Raw genomic sequence first — 15788 nt, 5'->3', positions numbered from 1 at the left:
TTGCGGAGACCCCGATGATAGACAAGAATCAGGCGAGACGCTCGTTTGCCCGTGCCGCGGCGCGCTACGATGAGGTGGCGGTTCTGCAGCGGGAGACTGCGCAGCGCATGCTCGAACGGCTCGACTACATTCGCCATCAGCCGGCGGTAATCCTTGATGTCGGTGCCGGTACTGGCGAGGCGACGGCGAAGCTGGCGGCCCGCTACCGTAAGGCGCAGGTGATCGCGCTCGATTTTGCCCTGCCGATGTTGCAGCAGGCACGCCGGCGCGGACCACTGTTTCGAAAGCCGCGCTGTCTCTGCGGTGATGCGGAACAGCTGCCGCTGGCGGATGCCAGTGTCGATCTGATCTATTCCAACGCCGCGCTGCAGTGGTGCAATGATCTCAATGCCACCTTCCGCGAGTTGCTGCGGGTACTGCGTCCCGATGGCCTGCTGATGTTCTCCACCTTTGGCCCCGACACCTTGCATGAGCTGCGCCATAGCTGGGCCCAGGTGGATGGCATGCCCCACGTCAGCCCCTTCCCCGAGATGCATCAGGTGGGCGATGCGCTAGTGTCCGCTGGTTTTGCTGACCCGGTGGTGGATGTGGAGCGAGTCACCCTCACCTATGAGGCGGTGGCGGGGCTGATGCGGGATCTCAAGACCCTCGGCGCGCACAATGTGACCCGGGGGCGTCATAAGGGGCTGACCGGTAAGGGACGCCTGCAGGCGATGTATCAGGCCTATGAGGCGTTTCGCCGGGATGGACGACTGCCTGCCACCTATGAGGTGGTCTACGGTTCCGCCTGGGCCCCGAAACAACGCACAGAAGATGGGGTCACCAGTATTTCTTTGGATATGTTTCGACAAGGCCTGCGATGATGCGGCGGGGCTTTTTTGTTACCGGCACCGATACCGGGTGCGGCAAGACTGAGATCACCCTTGGTTTGATGCGGCAGATGAAAGATTGCGGCTGCCGCACGCTGGGGATGAAGCCGGTGGCATCGGGTGCCGTGCCAACTCCCGCAGGCTTGCGCAATGAGGATGCCAGCCGGATTCGTGCCGAATCCAGTACCGCGGTCCCCTATGAGTGGGTCAATCCCTATGCCTTTGAGCCACCGATCGCACCCCATCTGGCGGCGCAGCAGGCGGGTGTTTCGATCAGGCTCGAGACGATCCTTCAGGCCTATCAATGGCTGGCAGCGCAGGGTGATTGCACGGTGGTTGAGGGGGTGGGGGGGTGGCGTGTGCCACTGGAGGCTGGTCTGTCGGTTTCTGATTTGCCCCAAGCGCTGCAGCTGCCGGTGATCCTGGTGGTCGGGCTGCGCCTGGGCTGCATCAACCATGCGTTGCTGAGCGCCGAGGCGATTCTCGCCACCGGGGTGGAGTTGGTAGGCTGGGTGGCCAACCATGTAGACCCGGACATGCTCATTCAGCAAGAAAATCTGCAGAGTCTCAAGGCGCTGATGCCTGCCCCTTGTGTCGGTGAGGTGCCGTTTCTGGCACAACCTGATGCAGCCGCAGTTTCGGCGTGCCTGACGCTCTGACAAGGCCCAAGCTTACCTTGCCCAGAAAACACTGATTTAATCGCCCGCCGCCTCCGTAAAGGGCTCTATCCTGAAGGGGGCAAGCGCCAGAATGCCCGCTCATTTTAGGGAGGAGAGAGGCCCTGGCAAGTTATTACGATTCCCGTGCCAGCTATATCAGAGAGACGGTCACCAGTGTCGCGAAGGAACGGGGTATTGGCTGCTGCAATCAGAGGCCCCTTAAACTTTCCTCATCTCTGCCCGACTACCGGGGTCCATCTTTAAGCGTTATCTCACCTATGCTGTCTACTGATAGCAATAATCAATGATGCGGAGGTGTTTCTATGAAACTCAAGCAGCCATTCAGCCTGGTTTTGGCGCTATTTTTGGTGATCTTTTCACAGCTGCTGCAGGCCTGGGATGCGAATGATGTCAAAAAAGCGAATGAGGCGATCGCCGAATTCAAAAAGGCCGATCCGGATCTGCAGGCGTTTTTTGATCAGGCGCGAGGCTACGCGGTCTTTCCTACCGTGGGTAAGGGTGGTTTCGGCCTGGGGGGTGCCTATGGCAAGGGTGTGGTCTACGAGCAGGGCAAGCCGATTGGCAATACCTCTGTGACCCAGCTGACCATTGGTTTTCAGCTCGGTGGCCAGGCCTATCGGGAGGTCATCTTCTTCAAGGATAAAAAAACGCTGGATGACTTCAAGCAGGGCAACTATGAGCTGGGAGCCCAGGCCTCGGCCGTGGCGGTGAAGGCAGGCGTCTCCGCTGATGCCGACTACAAGAATGGGGTGGCGGTGTTTACCATCGCTAAAGGTGGTTTGATGTATGAGGCGAGTGTCGGTGGGCAGAAGTTCAGCTACACGTCCAAGTAACAATTCTTGTGATGCGAAAAAGGCGGCCACCGGCCGCCTTTTACTTTTCGGGGGAAGAGCTTGGCTCAGGCAGCGATCTGCCCCTTGAGCTTCTTCATCGCAGCCTTTTCGATCTGGCGTATGCGCTCAGCAGAGACGCCAAAGCGTTTGGCCAACTCATGCAGGGTCGCCTTCTTTTCGCTCAGCCAGCGTGCCTGCAGAATCTCCCGGCTGCGTTCGTCCAGTGATTCGAGGGCTGTGCCCAACTGCTCTTGTAGATGAGCGGCGCTGTCTGTCGACTCCAGCTGAGCCGAGGGCTCCATGCTGTGATCCGGCAAGAATCCCGCCGGTGTGGCGGGTGCATCTTCGTCATCGCTGTTTGGGCCATCGAAGGCAAGGTCCCGGGCTGCGAGACGCGCTTCCATCTGTAGCACAGTCTCTGGTTTTACCCCCAGATCTTCGGCCACACCCTCGACCTCTTCCCGGGAGAACCAGCCGAGCCGCTTCTTGCTGCTGCGCAGATTGAAGAAGAGCTTGCGCTGTGCCTTGGTGGTGGCGACCTTGACGATGCGCCAGTTGCGCAGGATGAACTCGTGGATCTCCGCTTTGATCCAGTGCACGGCGAAGGAGACCAAACGCACGCCCACATCCGGGTCGAAGCGTTTTACCGCCTTCATCAGGCCGACCGTGCCTTCCTGTACCAGATCGGGCAATGCCAGGCCGTAGCCGGAGTAGCCGCGGGCGATACGGATGACAAAGCGGATGTGGGACATCACCAACATGCGGGCAGCCTGCAGGTCCTGCTGGTCGCGCAGCTGCAGCGCCAGCGAGCGCTCTTCCTCTGCGCTCAGCATCGGCAGCTGATAGGCTGCGCCGACATAGGCGTCGAAACTGCCGGTCGGCAGAGCGATGGGAATGGTGAGTTCCTTAGTCATCTAATACCCCAGTAGTTTACTGCTAAATCATGTTAGCACTCATGTCGGGAGAGTGCCAATTTCTGATGAATAAGACCAACAGGAGGCAAAAGGGTTCCCGCGTAAGGATCTGAACTACGTGGACTAAGTCGGTTCGATGGCGCTGAGGTGGCGTCCCACCGCGACCCAGGAGCCGAGCAGCCCCAACAGGGCGCTACCGCTGAAGATATTCAACACCATCAGCGAGTCGATTGAGGAAAGGCTGAAGGCGGTTTCGTAGAGCAGTGCCAGCTCTGCCACCGGGCTGCTCAGCAGGCCGATGGAACTGGCGACCAGCAGCCAGGCGATGATGCCGCCAAACAGCCCGTACCAGAGTCCGGTATAGAGAAACGGGCGGCGGATGAAGGCGTTGGTGGCGCCAATCAGTTTGCTGATCTCGATCTCGCCGTGACGGTTCTGGATCTCCAGCCGGATGGTGTTGCCGATGATCAGCAGCACCGCCATACCGAGCAGGCCGGCCAGTACCAGCACCCCGCGCTGGGCAATTTCGGTGATCGCCTGCAGTCGCCTGACCCACTGCATATCGAGCTGAACGATGTCGGCCTCAGGCAGCTTTTTCAACTCCTGCAGCAGCCGCTGGGCGCGCTCTGCGGTGGCTTGGTCGATGTTTGGTTGGATGATCAGCAACGCCGGCAGTGGGTTGCCGCCCAGCGTGTCGAGTGCCTCGTCGAAGCCGCTCAGGCGGCGAAACTCCGCCAGTGCTTGGGCCTTGGAGACAAAGCGGATTTCGGCGATCCGCGAGTGGCGTGCCAGCCGCTGCTGCAGCGTGCGCGCCTGTTGGTCGCTGATCTCCTGCTTGAGGAACAGGGAGATGCTGGCGCCGCTCTCCCAGTTGCCGCTGAGCGCCTCCAGGTTGTTCAGCAGCACATGCAGGCCGATCGGCAACGCCAGTGCGATGCCGATTACCGCCGAGGTCATCAGGGTGGCGAGAGGGGCGTGCAGCAAGCGTCCGAGCGAGCTGATCGCCACCTGCAGATGGCGCAGCAGCCAAGTGTCTAGGCGCAGGCGGCTGCGACGCTTGAACTGCAGATTGCGGGGGCGGGCCATCAGTACAGCTCCCGGCGGTTGTCGCGGGTCAGATGGCCGTTGCTGAGGGTCAGGATACGGCGCCCCATGCGCGCGATCAGGTCGAGATCATGGGTCGCGATCATCAGCGTGACGCCGACCTGGTTGAACTGGGTGAACAGATCCATGATCTCCCGTGAGAGCTCCGGATCGAGGTTGCCGGTGGGCTCGTCGGCCAGCAGCAGCGGCGGTTTGCTGACCACCGCGCGGGCGATGCCGACCCGCTGTTGCTCGCCGCCGGAGAGGGTGACCGGGGCCGCTCGCTCCTTGCGCAGCAGCCCGACCTTGTCCAGCGCGGCGCGCACCCGGCGGCCGATCTCCTTGTGACCGAGACCGGTGACGATTAGCGGCAGCGCCACATTGTCGAATACGGTACGGTCGGGCAGCAGGCGATGATCCTGGAAGATCATGCCGACCTCGCGCCGGTGGTAGGGGATGTGGCGTGAGCGCAGCCGGTTTAGATTGCGTCCGTTGACGTGCACCTGGCCGCGGCTAGAGCGCTCCAGCAGACCGATCAGTTTTAGCAGGGTGCTCTTGCCGGCGCCGGAGTGGCCGGTGAGGAAGACCATCTCGCCATCCTCGACCCGCAGGGTGACGTTGTTGAGGCCATCGTGACCGCCGGGGTAGCGTTTAGTAACGTTGTCGAAGTGGATCATCGCCATGCGAAGAGGCTCCTCATCCGCCTACCGCTCGAAGAGCGCGTCGACAAACTCTTGCGGGTTGAACTCGCGCAGATCCTCCACCGACTCGCCGACGCCGATGAAGCGGATCGGCAGCTTGAGTTTGTCGGCGATGGCGAAGATCACGCCGCCCTTGGCGGTGCCGTCGAGCTTGGTGATCACCACCCCACTGAGGTTCACAGTCTGGTTGAACTGCAGCGCCTGGTTGACCGCGTTCTGGCCAGTGCCGGCGTCCACCACCAGTAGTACCTCGTGGGGGGCTTCAGGGTCGATCTTTTTCAGCACCCGGGCGATCTTTGCCAGCTCATCCATCAGGTTGGTCTTGGTGTGCAGTCGCCCAGCGGTGTCGGCGATCAGTACATCGATGTTGCGAGCGGTGGCGGCCTGCAGGGCGTCGAAGATCACCGAGGCGGAGTCGGCGCCGGTATGTTGCGCCACCACCGGTACTTGATTGCGCTCGCCCCAGCTCTGCAGCTGCTCCACTGCGGCGGCGCGGAAGGTGTCGCCCGCCGCCAGCATCACCTCTTGGCCTTCGTGTTTCAGACGCCGCGTCAGTTTGCCGATGGTGGTGGTCTTACCGGCGCCGTTGATGCCGACCATCAGCACTACCAGCGGCCGGCCCGGGGGGGGGAGCGGTGGTGGGGTCGCGCAGGATTCAAGGATCGCCAGCAGCTGCTGCTTGAGAATGCGGCTGAGTGCTTCGGGGTCGCTCAGCTCTTTGCGCTTTACCCGCCCGGCGAGGTCATCGATGATGCGACTGGTGGCGTCGACGCCGACGTCGGCGGTGAGCAGCAGGGTCTCCAGCTCCTCCAGCAGCTCATCGTCGATCTCCTTGCGCCCCAACAGTAGGTTGGCGAGGCCATCGCTCAGGTTGCTGCGGGTGCGGGAGAGGCGCTCCTTGAGGCGGGAAAAGAGCCCCTTTTCGCGCTGTTCCACGACTGCTTCGGTGCTTTGCGCCTCAGCTTTTTTCTTTCCGAATCCAAACATAAACCGTTCCCGCTACTGTTTGGGAGCCTCTGAATAAATCATGGACGGGAGTCTTGCGGGCCACATTCTGCTCGCCCAGACCCATCCAGAGGCTCCATATGGAACTCGGCGCCAGTGACAGACTCTATACAGTCTGCTGCCGCTTGGACATTCCAGATTGCCTCTGAAACAATGCCGCGGCACCGGGTTCCCGCCCGTTGATCGGCTATTTTTACAAGCCCGTGGGGGCAAGTAAAACAGGAATTTGGTTTTTTAACAGAATGTTGAGAAGGGGTTTTGCCCCTTCTTCTCCGGTTCGAGTAGCGCAGTGGGGGGGCTTTTTCCTGCCGCGTCCGAGGTTTTATCTACCGGGCAGACATTCGGGAGAGAAGATGAAGAGAGCCTTGTTGATTGGTTTTTTTGCCGGCAGCCTGGTCGTGGCGCCGCTGCAGGCAGAGGTTCACGAACGGTTGTTGGAGAACGGCATGAAGGTGATCGTCAAGGAGGATCACCGTGCCCCCATCGCCGTTACCCAGGTCTGGTACAAGGTCGGCTCTAGTTATGAGCATGGCGGCATCACCGGCGTCTCCCATGTGTTGGAACACATGATGTTCAAGGGTACCGAGAGACATCCGCCGGGGGAGTTCTCGCGCATCATCGCCGCCAATGGCGGGCAGGAGAACGCCTTTACCGGGCGCGACTACACCGCCTATTTCCAGACCCTGGCCAGTGACCGCCTGCCGGTGGCATTCGAGCTGGAGGCAGACCGGATGCGCAACCTAACCCTGCCGGAGGCGGAGTTCCTCAAGGAGGTCGAGGTGGTCAAGGAGGAGCGGCGCATGCGCACCGAGGACAAGCCGCAGTCACTCACCTACGAGCAGTTCAAGGCCACCGCCTATCAGGTCTCCCCCTACCGGATTCCGGTGATCGGCTGGATGAGCGATTTGGAGACGATGCAGATCGATGATCTACACGCCTGGTACCGTCAGTGGTATGCACCCAACAACGCCACCCTGGTGGTGGTCGGCGATGTGCAGCCAGAAGCGATCTTCGCCCTGGCTGAGCAACACTTTGGCCCGCTCAAGCCGGAGCAAATCCGCCCCCTCAAGCCGCGCAGCGAGCCGCCCCAGCGCGGCATCAAACGGCTGCAGGTGAAGGCGCCGGCGCGCCAGCCCTACATTCTGATGGGCTACAAGACACCGGTGCTGGCAAGCGCCGAAGGTGCCTGGGAGGCCTACGCGCTGGAGATGCTCGCGCATGTGCTGGATGGCGGCTCGAGCGCCCGGTTGGAGCGCAATCTGGTGCGCGGCAGCAAGGTGGCAGCCTCGGTGGATGCCAGCTACAGCGCCTTCAGTCGACTCTCCGGCATGTTGATGCTGGATGCCACGCCGACCCCGGACGGTTCGCTGGAGACCTTGGAGCAGCAACTGCGTGCCGAGGTGGAGCGTTTCAAGAGTGAGCGGGTCAGCGAGGCGGAGCTGGAGCGGGTGCGCAACCAGTTGATCGCCGGCAAGGTCTACGAGCAGGATTCGATTTTCTACCAGGCGATGCTGCTGGGTCAGCTGGAGACGGTAGGGCTCGACTGGCGGCTCGGGGATGAGTATGTGGCTCGCCTCAAGGAGGTCACCGCCGAGCAGGTGCAGCAGGTGGCGCAGAAATATCTGATTGACGACAACCTCAGCGTGGCGGTGCTCGATCCGCTGCCGCTGGATGGCAAGCAGCGCCGCCCGCGGGCGGCTGCTGGCGGGCGTCACGGTGGTTAAACGAGGAGTCGAAGCGTGAATGGAATGAAGAGAAAATTCTGGCTAGTTTTGTCGCTGCTGCTGTTCGTAGCCCAGTTGCAGGCCGGGCCGACGATCCAGAGCTGGCACACCAGCAAGGGTGCCCGGGTGTTGTTTGTGGCGGCACCGGAGCTGCCGATGGTGGATGTGCGACTGGTGTTTGATGCCGGCAGTGCGCGGGATGGCGGCAAGCCAGGGGTCACCAGCCTGACCAATACCCTGATGGGGGAGGGCGCCGGTGAGTGGAGCGCCGATCAGATCGCCGAGCGGCTGGAGAACGTGGGGGCGGAGCTGGTAGTGGGCTCGCTGCGCGACATGGCCTGGGTGGCCTTGCGCAGTCTGACCGACGCCAAGCCCCTCGCCACCGGGCTGGAGACCCTGGCGGCGGTGGTTGCAAATCCGCGTTTCGAGCCGGAAGATCTGGAACGGGAGCGCCAGGCGACCCTGGCGAGCCTGCTGGCGGATGAGCAGTCGCCGGGGGCTATCGGCAAGAAGGCGCTCTACCGGCTGGTGTTTGGCGATCACCCCTATGCCCATCCGGTGGAGGGTAGTCAGGCCTCGGTGAAGGCGCTGACCCGAGCGGATCTGCTGGCGACCTATCGGCGGCTCTATGTGGCGCGCAATGCGGTGGTCGCCATCGTCGGTGCGGTGGACCGAGCGCAGGCGGAACAGATCGCCGAGCAGGTCACCGCCGGTCTGACCGAAGGCGAGCCCGCGCCGGCGCTGCCCGAGGTGGCGCCGATCGGCCAGGTGCAGCTGGAGTCGATCGAGTTTCCCTCTTCCCAGAGTCATATCTACCTGGGGCAGCCGGGCATGAAGCGGGGCGATCCCGACTACTTCGCCCTCTATGTGGGTAATCATGTGCTGGGTGGCAGCGGGCTGGTCTCGATTCTCAGCGAGGAGGTGCGTGAGAAGCGCGGTCTCTCCTACAGCGTCTACAGTTACTTCCTGCCGATGCGCCAGAGCGGCATCTTCCAGCTCGGTCTACAGACCAAGAACGTTCAGGCGGATCAGGCGCAGCAGGTGTTGCTCGATACCCTCAAGCGCTATGTGTCAGAGGGCCCCACGGCGGCGGAGCTGAAGGCGGCGAAGCAGAACATTACCGGTGGCTTCCCGCTGCGCATCGCCTCCAACAGCAAGATCGTTGAGTATCTGGCGGTGATCGGCTTCTACGATCTGCCGCTCGACTATCTCGACAGCGTCACTGCCAAGGTTGAAGCGGTTACCGTCAGGCAGGTGCGCGATGCGTTTCGTCGTCGCATCCACCCCGATCGCCTGGTCACGGTACGGGTAGGACGGCAGGGCTCGTAATGTTATTTGCGATCTGTGTCAGATGAGGGCGCGGGGGCGTTCTGCCGCCAATCAGGTGCGCATCATCGGCGGTTTGCATCGGGGACGCAGGCTCCCGTTTGCCGATCTGCCTGGCTTGCGGCCGACCGGGGATCGGGTGCGCGAGACCCTGTTTAGCTGGCTGCAGCCGCTGATTCCCGGGGCGCGCTGTCTTGATCTGTTTGCCGGCAGCGGCGCGCTGGGGCTGGAGGCGGCCTCCCGTGGCGCCAGCCAGGTGGTGATGCTCGACAGCGCACCCCAGGCGGTTGCCCAGCTGGAGCAGAGCCGGCAGCTGTTGCGGCTCGGCGAGGTCGTCTCGGTGATGCGCGCTGATGCCCTGGCTTGGCTGCGTGGTGCAGCTACCCCCTTCGATATTGTGTTTCTTGATCCCCCCTTTGGCGCGCAGTTGCTGTCGGAGTGTTGCCGGCTGTTGAGTGAAAATGGCTGGCTGGCTGAGGGGGCGAGGATCTATCTGGAGGATGATGCTGGGCGTGGGCTCGCACCGCCCGACGGCTGGGAACTGCTGCGGGAGAAGCGTGCCGGCCAAGTCTGTTTCGGGCTGGCCCGCCCTCGGCAGGATGGCGGATGATATATGTCATTCCGGTAAAACAATTCTGTTACTATCATTGCCCCCAATTGAGTACTCAAATCGATGCCGATCGCCGTCTATCCTGGAACTTTCGATCCGATTACCAATGGCCACTGTGATCTGGTGGAGCGGGCCTCGAAACTATTTGACAAGGTGATCCTTGCGGTTGCAGTCAATATCGGCAAACATCCGGCCTTTGATCTGGCACAGCGGGTTGAGTTGGCCGAAACGGTGTTCGCGGATTGTGCCAATGTGGAGGTGAAGCCGTTCAACAACCTGCTGGTGGAATTCGTGCAGGCTCAAGGGGGCGACGTGATCCTGCGGGGGTTGCGTGCGGTGTCGGACTTTGAATATGAATTCCAGCTGGCGAGTATGAATCGGCGCCTCGCGCCGACCCTGGAGACGATGTTTCTCACCCCGGCGGAACAGTGCGCCTTCATCTCGTCGAGCCTGGTGAAGGAGATTGCGGTCCTGGGTGGCGATACCTCCGAGTTTGTGCCGCCGGCAGTACAGACGGCGCTGGAGCGGCGTTTCAATACCGTGGAATGATTTCAGGCAGGGCAAGGTGGTTTCCCTGTTTGATGGGTTTTATTTAGTGTTTGGCAGGCTGCTAGAATCGGGCAGATGTCTTTGAATGAGGAGAAGTGATAATGGCGTTGATAATCACCGATGAATGTATCAACTGTGACGTTTGTGAGCCCGAATGTCCCAATGGTGCGATCACCCAGGGTGACGAGATTTACGAGATCGACCCCGATCTCTGTACCGAATGCGTCGGTCATTATGATACCTCCCAATGTGTCGAGGTCTGCCCGGTAGATTGTATTCCGAAAGATCCGGAGCACGAAGAGACCCAGGAAGAGCTCTATGCCAAATATCAGCGGATCACTGGCGAAGAGTGATTGGCATTAGTTGGCTCATGATCTTCTGCAGGAAGGCCTCCATGTGGGGCCTTTTCTTTTTACTGCTGGTCAGTGGCAGTGTGCAGGGAGCCGCCCCCAACGCGGCGGGCATTGCCAGCGCCCACCCGCTTGCCACCGAGGCGGGGCGTGAGGTTATCGAAGCTGGCGGCAATGCCTTCGATGCTGCGGTTGCGGTGAGTGCTGCGCTGGCGGTGGTGGAACCCTATAGTTCTGGTCTCGGCGGGGGCGGCTTCTGGCTGCTGCAGCGGGCCAGCGATGGCCGGCAGGTGATGCTGGATGGGCGCGAGCGGGCGCCGCTGGCGGCCCACCGGGATCTCTTCCTGGATGAGGCAGGCGAGGTAGTGCCGGGGCGTTCCATCGACGGGGCGCTGGCGGCGGGGATTCCCGGCGAGCCCGCGGCATTGGTTCATCTGGCCGAACACTATGGCCGCCTGCCACTGAGCCGATCGCTGGCGCCGGCGATCCGTCTGGCGCGGAATGGGTTTCCGGTGGACCGGCACTATCGGCGCATGGCTGAGTGGCGTCTGGATGCCCTGCGCAGCTCACCGGCGGCGGCTGGGCAGTTTCTGCACGACTGGGAGATCCCGGCCGAGGGTGAGCTGATCCGCCAGCCTGACCTGGCCAGCACCCTGCAGCTGTTGGCCGACAAAGGCCGAGATGGTTTCTATGCGGGCGAACTCGCCCAGCGTTTAGTCAAAGGGGTGCGCGACGCGGGTGGCATCTGGAGCCTGCAGGATCTGCAGCAATATCAGGTGGTCGAGCGCGAGCCGATCCGCGGCCGTTATGGTGAGCTCAAGATCATCAGTGCGGCACCGCCCTCATCTGGAGGGGTGGTGCTGGTGACCATGCTCAATATCCTCGAGGGATTTCAGATCGACGACCTGCCTCGGGTGCAGCGGGTCCATCTGATGATCGAGGCGATGCGCCGGGCCTACCGGGATCGCGCCGACTATCTGGGCGACCCGGACTTTGTCGATATGCCGCTACAGGCGCTGACTCACCCCTGGTATGCCGCCGGGCTGGCGCGGGATATTCAGCTTGAGCGTGCTACGCCAAGTACCCCGCAGCCGGTTTCAAAGGCTACCGAGGGCGCTGATACCACCCATTTTTCGATCATCGACCGGGAGGGCAACCGGGTCGCGGCGACCCTCAGCATCAACTATCCGTTTGGTGCGGCCTTTGTGCCGGCCGGCACTGGAGTGTTGCTCAACGATGAGATGGACGACTTTTCGGCCCGCCCCGGAGTGCCCAACGTCTATGGCCTGGTCGGCGGTGAAGCGAACGCCATCGCGCCAGGCAAACGGATGTTGTCGAGCATGTCACCCACCTTTGTTGAGAGTGATGCTGGCGTGGCAATGCTGGGTACGCCTGGAGGCTCGCGCATCATCAGTATGGTGCTGCTGGCGATTCTGGAGCTGGCCGATGGTCAGCCGATTGCGCAATGGGTTCGCCAGCCGCGATTTCATCATCAGTACCTGCCGGATCGGGTAGAGTATGAGGCTGGTGCGTTTGACGACAAAACTGTGACTGAATTGCAGAGTATGGGCCATATACTTCACCGCCTGGAGCGTGAGTATGGCAATATGCAGGCGCTTTATTGGGATCGCCGTAGTGGCCAGGTCACTGGCGCGAGTGATCCACGAGGTTCGGGACGTACTGTGATTTGGTGAGTCCTGATAGATCTGCAGATCTAATGCAAGTTAAAAAAGATTTACGATCTGGCATTGAAATTATTGGGTTTTTGGATCAAGATTTGTGACCGAACGCCCAGTTTTTCCACGGAAAAAGAGAGATAGAAAGAGATGAAAACCACCAAGATGCTGAAAGCCTCCGCCATGATTCTGAGCCTGGGCCTGCTGGCCGGTTGTGCAACCACCGCTCAGATTGAGGAGGTGCGGAAGGAGGCACAGGCTGCTCAGAATGCTGCAGATGCTGCATATAAGGCTGCCAAGACAGCTGAGCTGGATGCTGCATCGGCCCAGGGGACTGCGGACAAGGCGATGGCTACGGCAAATGAGGCTGCTGCTGAGGCGCGTAAGTGCAGCGAGCGCTGCAGCCGCATGTCTGAGAAGGCGATGGCAAAATAAGGCCGCTATTTCCGCTGACCCCCGTGGGGTGAAACGGAGCGAAAGAACCCCGGATGTCATCAGGCTCCGGGGTTTTCTCTTGCCCGATAGAAACAACGCAGTTGCAGCAGATCAGTTGTCGCCGGGCAGCTCGCTGAGTGGCACGATCTCCGGGATGCCGGTTTGATCTCTTGCGATGGTCTGCAGGATGTCCCAGTCAGGCTGTCTCCGGTCCTCTCCTAGCTTGGTGATCATCGCCGTCACCAGGCCGGTGTGGTTTCGCCCTTCCACTTTTATCTGTTCATTGAGTGGGGGGTGCGCCTCGACGTAGAGTTGCCCATCCCGCCAGCCCGCCTTGTAAGGACGATTGATGATCCGCACCGGCGTATTCACTGGAATCTGCCGAAAAAATTCCTCGATATCCTCTGGATAGAGGCGGATGCAGCCGTGGCTGACTCGCATGCCGACCCCATAGGGCTTGTTGGTGCCGTGCAGCAGGTAGCCGCGCATGCCGAGGTAGACGGCATACTCCCCGAGCGGATTATCGGGGCCGGGCGGCATGACTTCAGGCAGAGGATCGCCCATCTGCTGATGCTCCTGACGGATCGATTCAGGCACATACCAGGATGGGTGGGCTCGTTTCCTGATCACATGGGTAGCGCCCTCCGGTGTGCCCCAGCCTTCCCGGCCGATGCCGAGCGGATAGGTGATTACCTGCGCCTGATCCTTGGGGTAGTAGTAGAGGCGCAGTTCTGCCAGGTTGATGACGACCCCTTCGCGGGGAACATCGGGCAGGATAAATAGTTGTGGGACAAAGATCTCTGTACCCTCGCCCGGTAGCCAGGCATCAACTCCAGGGTTGGCCTGGCTGACCTCGCGGAACCCCATGTCGTGGCCTCGCGCAATATCGGAAAAGGTATCCTCGTAACGGGTCTTGAGCTCGATGAGTTCACCGACCAGATCCTCGCCCTCGGGTGGCAGTGAGAATGTCAGCGCAGCGGATGTCTGGAGCCAGCTCAGGCCAAGACAGAACAGTATGAAATAGGGCAAACGCATCAACAGCTCGAACTTATCTATAGGATGATCGCCGCTATTCTAGCTTAGAAACCGAAGATTAATTCAATTTGGATAAACTACCGCCTCAAGCGGTGCGACTCGAAAAAGCTCTGCCGTTGAAGCCCGCCTATTTTGGAAGAAATCCGGGTGAGCATCAATATCGATAAAGGCAGGGATTCAGTCCGCAAAACACTCAGATGAACGCGAATAAGAGTGTCGGATAACGGGCTGAAGTGGCATAACCGGGTTTACACAATAGTCGCGTTGTTTGCGTGATTGGCGGATTATTTTTTTAGCTGGGCTGGGGAGTACACGGGCTTGTTTGAGGTAACCAAGGAATGACCTGCGGCTGATCTTCAACTACGATTTTTGAGTGAATAGCTTGTGAGAGATTGAAACGGTGCAGAGTGCGATTCAGCGAGTATAAGTGGGCATGACAGCAATAGCGGCTGGCCAGGTCTGGATCGGGAGGGTGGTGTCCGCGTTATTGTGGTTGCTGGCTTGCCAATATACCTGGGCCGTCGCAGAGATGGATTCACCCACATCCGGACCGCTGGTGGTGGTCTACAATGCCGGCACCCCGCCCTTCAAATTTACCGATGCTGACGGCAGGGCCGCCGGCATTCTGCCCGATATCTGGCGGCTCTGGTCGCAAAAGAGCGGCATCCCGGTAGCCTTCAAACAGACTAGCTGGGAGCGCTCTTTGGAGATGGTGCGCAGTGGCGAGGCCGATCTGCATGCCGGCATGTTCTACTCGGCACAACGGGATCAGCTCTATGAGTTCACCCGGCCCACCATCGGGATCGAATACTTCTTCTACCTGCACAAAAACATCCTCGGAGTGAAAACGGAGGCGGATCTCGAAGGGTTTGTCATCGGTGTGCCCAAAGGATTTACCCATAGCTACGCCAGAGAGCACCTCAAAGGGGTCTCACTGGTGCTCTTCGATAACTTTGAGACACTCTACCAAGCGGCCCTTGAGGGCCGGGTGAAGGCGTTTATCTCCCCCGCCGCCAATCTAAGTCATTTTTTCGCAAAGACAGGTGAGCCGAACCCATTTCGCCGTCTCTCAGATCGGCCCTTCTATTCTCGCGACTATCGTGGTGCTGTGCGTGAGGGCAATGCGCAGTTGTTGGATCTGATTGATGCGGGACTGAAGCAGATCAGCCCCCAGGAGTTTCAGGTGATCGCCGATCGCTGGGGGGCGGGGCGGGACAGCGGCAGGATATCGATGCCGCAGCTGACACTGAACGCGGAAGAACGCGCCTGGCTGGATCGGCATCCTGTGATCGAGATTGGAGTGGATGGGGCCTGGCCGCCAATTGACTTCATGAATCAGCAGGGGCTGCACAGCGGTATTGCCCATGACTACCTCGAACTGATTGGCGAACGTCTCAAGGTTGAGTTTCGGGTTCATCCTGGCCCCACCTTCAAGCAGATGCTGGCCAGGGTCAGCTCGGGTGAACTCAAACTCGGCATGTCGATTGTACAAACAGAGGAGCGCGCCAGGGATCTCTGGTTTACCAGTGAGTTTTTTACGGTGATGAAGGCCATAGTCACACGCAAGGATGAGCAGGCAATTCACACCATTGAGGATCTCTATGGGCGCAAAGTCGCCATTGAGAATGGCTTCTCCACCATGAAGCAACTGCAAGGCCATCCGCAGATTGAGTTATTGCCTGTTTCCAATACGCTGGAGGCGCTGAAAAAACTCTCTTGGGGTGAGGTGGACGCCTATGTGGGAAACCGCTCGGTAGCGCAATGGCTAATTGAAGAGCAGCAGCTTAGCAATCTGCACTTTAGCGGTGACCCCGGATTTGGTCCGGCACTGCAGCGTTTCGCGGTACACCAGGATCCAGCGTGGGTACCATTGGTGTCGATCCTCGATAAGGCCCTGAATATTAATCGTTCCGAAAGTATTGGCAGTCTATTTTTGAACTTGCCAAAATATACTTTGTATCTGACATGCGGAAGAAACTCTTAATCAGCGAAGTGCGC

At 60.2% G+C, this 15788-nt stretch carries 16 protein-coding genes; 11 read left to right on the top strand and 5 right to left on the bottom strand.

Going from position 1 to position 15788, the window contains the following annotated elements; all coding sequences use genetic code 11:
• The first annotated feature begins 14 nt into the window (after positions 1–14).
• The 3 genes from bioC (at position 15) to Ga0074115_RS09765 (ending at position 2382) form a co-directional block, all read left to right on the top strand.
• Entirely contained in the window at positions 15–863 is an 849-nt protein-coding gene (bioC, locus tag Ga0074115_RS09775; RefSeq protein WP_057956447.1) for a malonyl-ACP O-methyltransferase BioC, read from the top strand.
• Positions 863–1528, top strand: a complete 666-nt coding sequence (bioD, locus tag Ga0074115_RS09770) for a dethiobiotin synthase (RefSeq protein WP_057956446.1) — start codon at positions 863–865, stop codon at positions 1526–1528. Before bioC ends, bioD begins: the two co-directional genes overlap by 1 nt.
• 323 nt (positions 1529–1851) lie before the next feature.
• Positions 1852–2382: a lipid-binding SYLF domain-containing protein gene (locus Ga0074115_RS09765; RefSeq protein WP_057956436.1), complete on the top strand. Its 531-nt coding sequence runs from the start codon at positions 1852–1854 to the stop codon at positions 2380–2382.
• A 65-nt stretch (positions 2383–2447) separates the two neighbouring features.
• On the opposite strand, the gene rpoH is transcribed toward Ga0074115_RS09765, so the two are convergent.
• The 4 genes from rpoH to ftsY form a co-directional block, all read right to left on the bottom strand.
• Entirely contained in the window at positions 2448–3296 is an 849-nt protein-coding gene (gene rpoH, locus Ga0074115_RS09760; protein WP_057956435.1) for an RNA polymerase sigma factor RpoH, read from the bottom strand.
• A 123-nt stretch (positions 3297–3419) separates the two neighbouring features.
• Positions 3420–4382: a permease-like cell division protein FtsX gene (ftsX, locus tag Ga0074115_RS09755; protein ID WP_057956434.1), complete on the bottom strand. Its 963-nt coding sequence runs from the start codon at positions 4380–4382 to the stop codon at positions 3420–3422.
• On the bottom strand, positions 4382–5056 hold the full coding sequence (gene ftsE / locus Ga0074115_RS09750; RefSeq protein ID WP_039959456.1) for a cell division ATP-binding protein FtsE: 675 nt from the start codon (positions 5054–5056) through the stop codon (positions 4382–4384). Before ftsE ends, ftsX begins: the two co-directional genes overlap by 1 nt.
• A gap of 27 nt (positions 5057–5083) precedes the next feature.
• Complete coding sequence (gene ftsY / locus Ga0074115_RS09745; RefSeq protein WP_057956433.1) at positions 5084–6067, bottom strand: signal recognition particle-docking protein FtsY; 984 nt, start codon at positions 6065–6067, stop codon at positions 5084–5086.
• A gap of 371 nt (positions 6068–6438) precedes the next feature.
• On the opposite strand from ftsY, the gene Ga0074115_RS09740 reads away from it, so the two are divergent.
• The 7 genes from Ga0074115_RS09740 (at position 6439) to Ga0074115_RS09710 (ending at position 12755) form a co-directional block, all read left to right on the top strand.
• Complete coding sequence (locus Ga0074115_RS09740) at positions 6439–7809, top strand: M16 family metallopeptidase (protein WP_060528465.1); 1371 nt, start codon at positions 6439–6441, stop codon at positions 7807–7809.
• A 24-nt stretch (positions 7810–7833) separates the two neighbouring features.
• Positions 7834–9138 (top strand): M16 family metallopeptidase, encoded by a 1305-nt coding sequence (locus Ga0074115_RS09735; RefSeq protein ID WP_060528464.1) that lies wholly within the window; start codon positions 7834–7836, stop codon positions 9136–9138.
• A 22-nt stretch (positions 9139–9160) separates the two neighbouring features.
• On the top strand, positions 9161–9745 hold the full coding sequence (gene rsmD, locus Ga0074115_RS09730; RefSeq protein ID WP_057956431.1) for a 16S rRNA (guanine(966)-N(2))-methyltransferase RsmD: 585 nt from the start codon (positions 9161–9163) through the stop codon (positions 9743–9745).
• A 63-nt stretch (positions 9746–9808) separates the two neighbouring features.
• Positions 9809–10294, top strand: a complete 486-nt coding sequence (gene coaD, locus Ga0074115_RS09725; RefSeq protein WP_005958582.1) for a pantetheine-phosphate adenylyltransferase — start codon at positions 9809–9811, stop codon at positions 10292–10294.
• Between the two features lie 101 nt (positions 10295–10395).
• Positions 10396–10647 carry a YfhL family 4Fe-4S dicluster ferredoxin gene (locus tag Ga0074115_RS09720; RefSeq protein WP_006473569.1) on the top strand — a complete coding sequence of 84 codons (252 nt, stop codon included), beginning with the start codon at positions 10396–10398 and terminating at the stop codon, positions 10645–10647.
• Between the two features lie 41 nt (positions 10648–10688).
• Entirely contained in the window at positions 10689–12338 is a 1650-nt protein-coding gene (gene ggt, locus Ga0074115_RS09715) for a gamma-glutamyltransferase (protein WP_057956430.1), read from the top strand.
• A 132-nt stretch (positions 12339–12470) separates the two neighbouring features.
• A complete protein-coding gene (locus Ga0074115_RS09710; protein ID WP_005958585.1) occupies positions 12471–12755 on the top strand; it encodes an Lpp/OprI family alanine-zipper lipoprotein in 285 nt (94 codons plus the stop codon).
• Between the two features lie 111 nt (positions 12756–12866).
• On the opposite strand, the gene Ga0074115_RS09705 is transcribed toward Ga0074115_RS09710, so the two are convergent.
• Positions 12867–13790: a L,D-transpeptidase family protein gene (locus Ga0074115_RS09705; protein WP_057956429.1), complete on the bottom strand. Its 924-nt coding sequence runs from the start codon at positions 13788–13790 to the stop codon at positions 12867–12869.
• 529 nt (positions 13791–14319) lie between these two features.
• On the opposite strand from Ga0074115_RS09705, the gene Ga0074115_RS09700 reads away from it, so the two are divergent.
• Positions 14320–15774: a transporter substrate-binding domain-containing protein gene (locus tag Ga0074115_RS09700; RefSeq protein ID WP_060528463.1), complete on the top strand. Its 1455-nt coding sequence runs from the start codon at positions 14320–14322 to the stop codon at positions 15772–15774.
• The last annotated feature ends 14 nt before the right edge of the window (positions 15775–15788 follow it).

Source organism: endosymbiont of Ridgeia piscesae (assembly GCF_001443665.1).
GTDB classification, from domain to species: Bacteria; Pseudomonadota; Gammaproteobacteria; order Chromatiales; family Chromatiaceae; genus Endoriftia; species Endoriftia persephonae.
This window is presented reverse-complemented; position numbering and strand designations above follow the sequence as displayed.

Bases quoted from the DNA above. Each gene is read 5' to 3' on its own strand.
- rsmD (WP_057956431.1), top strand. From the start codon at position 9,161: ATGAGGGCGCGGGGGCGTTCTGCCGCCAATCAGGTGCGCATCATCGGC.
- Ga0074115_RS09740 (WP_060528465.1), top strand. From the start codon at position 6,439: ATGAAGAGAGCCTTGTTGATTGGTTTTTTTGCCGGCAGCCTGGTCGTG.
- Ga0074115_RS09705 (WP_057956429.1), bottom strand. From the start codon at position 13,790: ATGCGTTTGCCCTATTTCATACTGTTCTGTCTTGGCCTGAGCTGGCTC.
- bioD (WP_057956446.1), top strand. From the start codon at position 863: ATGCGGCGGGGCTTTTTTGTTACCGGCACCGATACCGGGTGCGGCAAG.
- ggt (WP_057956430.1), top strand. From the start codon at position 10,689: ATGTGGGGCCTTTTCTTTTTACTGCTGGTCAGTGGCAGTGTGCAGGGA.
- rpoH (WP_057956435.1), bottom strand. From the start codon at position 3,296: ATGACTAAGGAACTCACCATTCCCATCGCTCTGCCGACCGGCAGTTTC.
- ftsX (WP_057956434.1), bottom strand. From the start codon at position 4,382: ATGGCCCGCCCCCGCAATCTGCAGTTCAAGCGTCGCAGCCGCCTGCGC.
- coaD (WP_005958582.1), top strand. From the start codon at position 9,809: ATGCCGATCGCCGTCTATCCTGGAACTTTCGATCCGATTACCAATGGC.
- bioC (WP_057956447.1), top strand. From the start codon at position 15: ATGATAGACAAGAATCAGGCGAGACGCTCGTTTGCCCGTGCCGCGGCG.
- Ga0074115_RS09720 (WP_006473569.1), top strand. From the start codon at position 10,396: ATGGCGTTGATAATCACCGATGAATGTATCAACTGTGACGTTTGTGAG.
- Ga0074115_RS09765 (WP_057956436.1), top strand. From the start codon at position 1,852: ATGAAACTCAAGCAGCCATTCAGCCTGGTTTTGGCGCTATTTTTGGTG.
- ftsE (WP_039959456.1), bottom strand. From the start codon at position 5,056: ATGATCCACTTCGACAACGTTACTAAACGCTACCCCGGCGGTCACGAT.
- ftsY (WP_057956433.1), bottom strand. From the start codon at position 6,067: ATGTTTGGATTCGGAAAGAAAAAAGCTGAGGCGCAAAGCACCGAAGCA.
- Ga0074115_RS09700 (WP_060528463.1), top strand. From the start codon at position 14,320: ATGGATTCACCCACATCCGGACCGCTGGTGGTGGTCTACAATGCCGGC.
- Ga0074115_RS09710 (WP_005958585.1), top strand. From the start codon at position 12,471: ATGAAAACCACCAAGATGCTGAAAGCCTCCGCCATGATTCTGAGCCTG.
- Ga0074115_RS09735 (WP_060528464.1), top strand. From the start codon at position 7,834: ATGAAGAGAAAATTCTGGCTAGTTTTGTCGCTGCTGCTGTTCGTAGCC.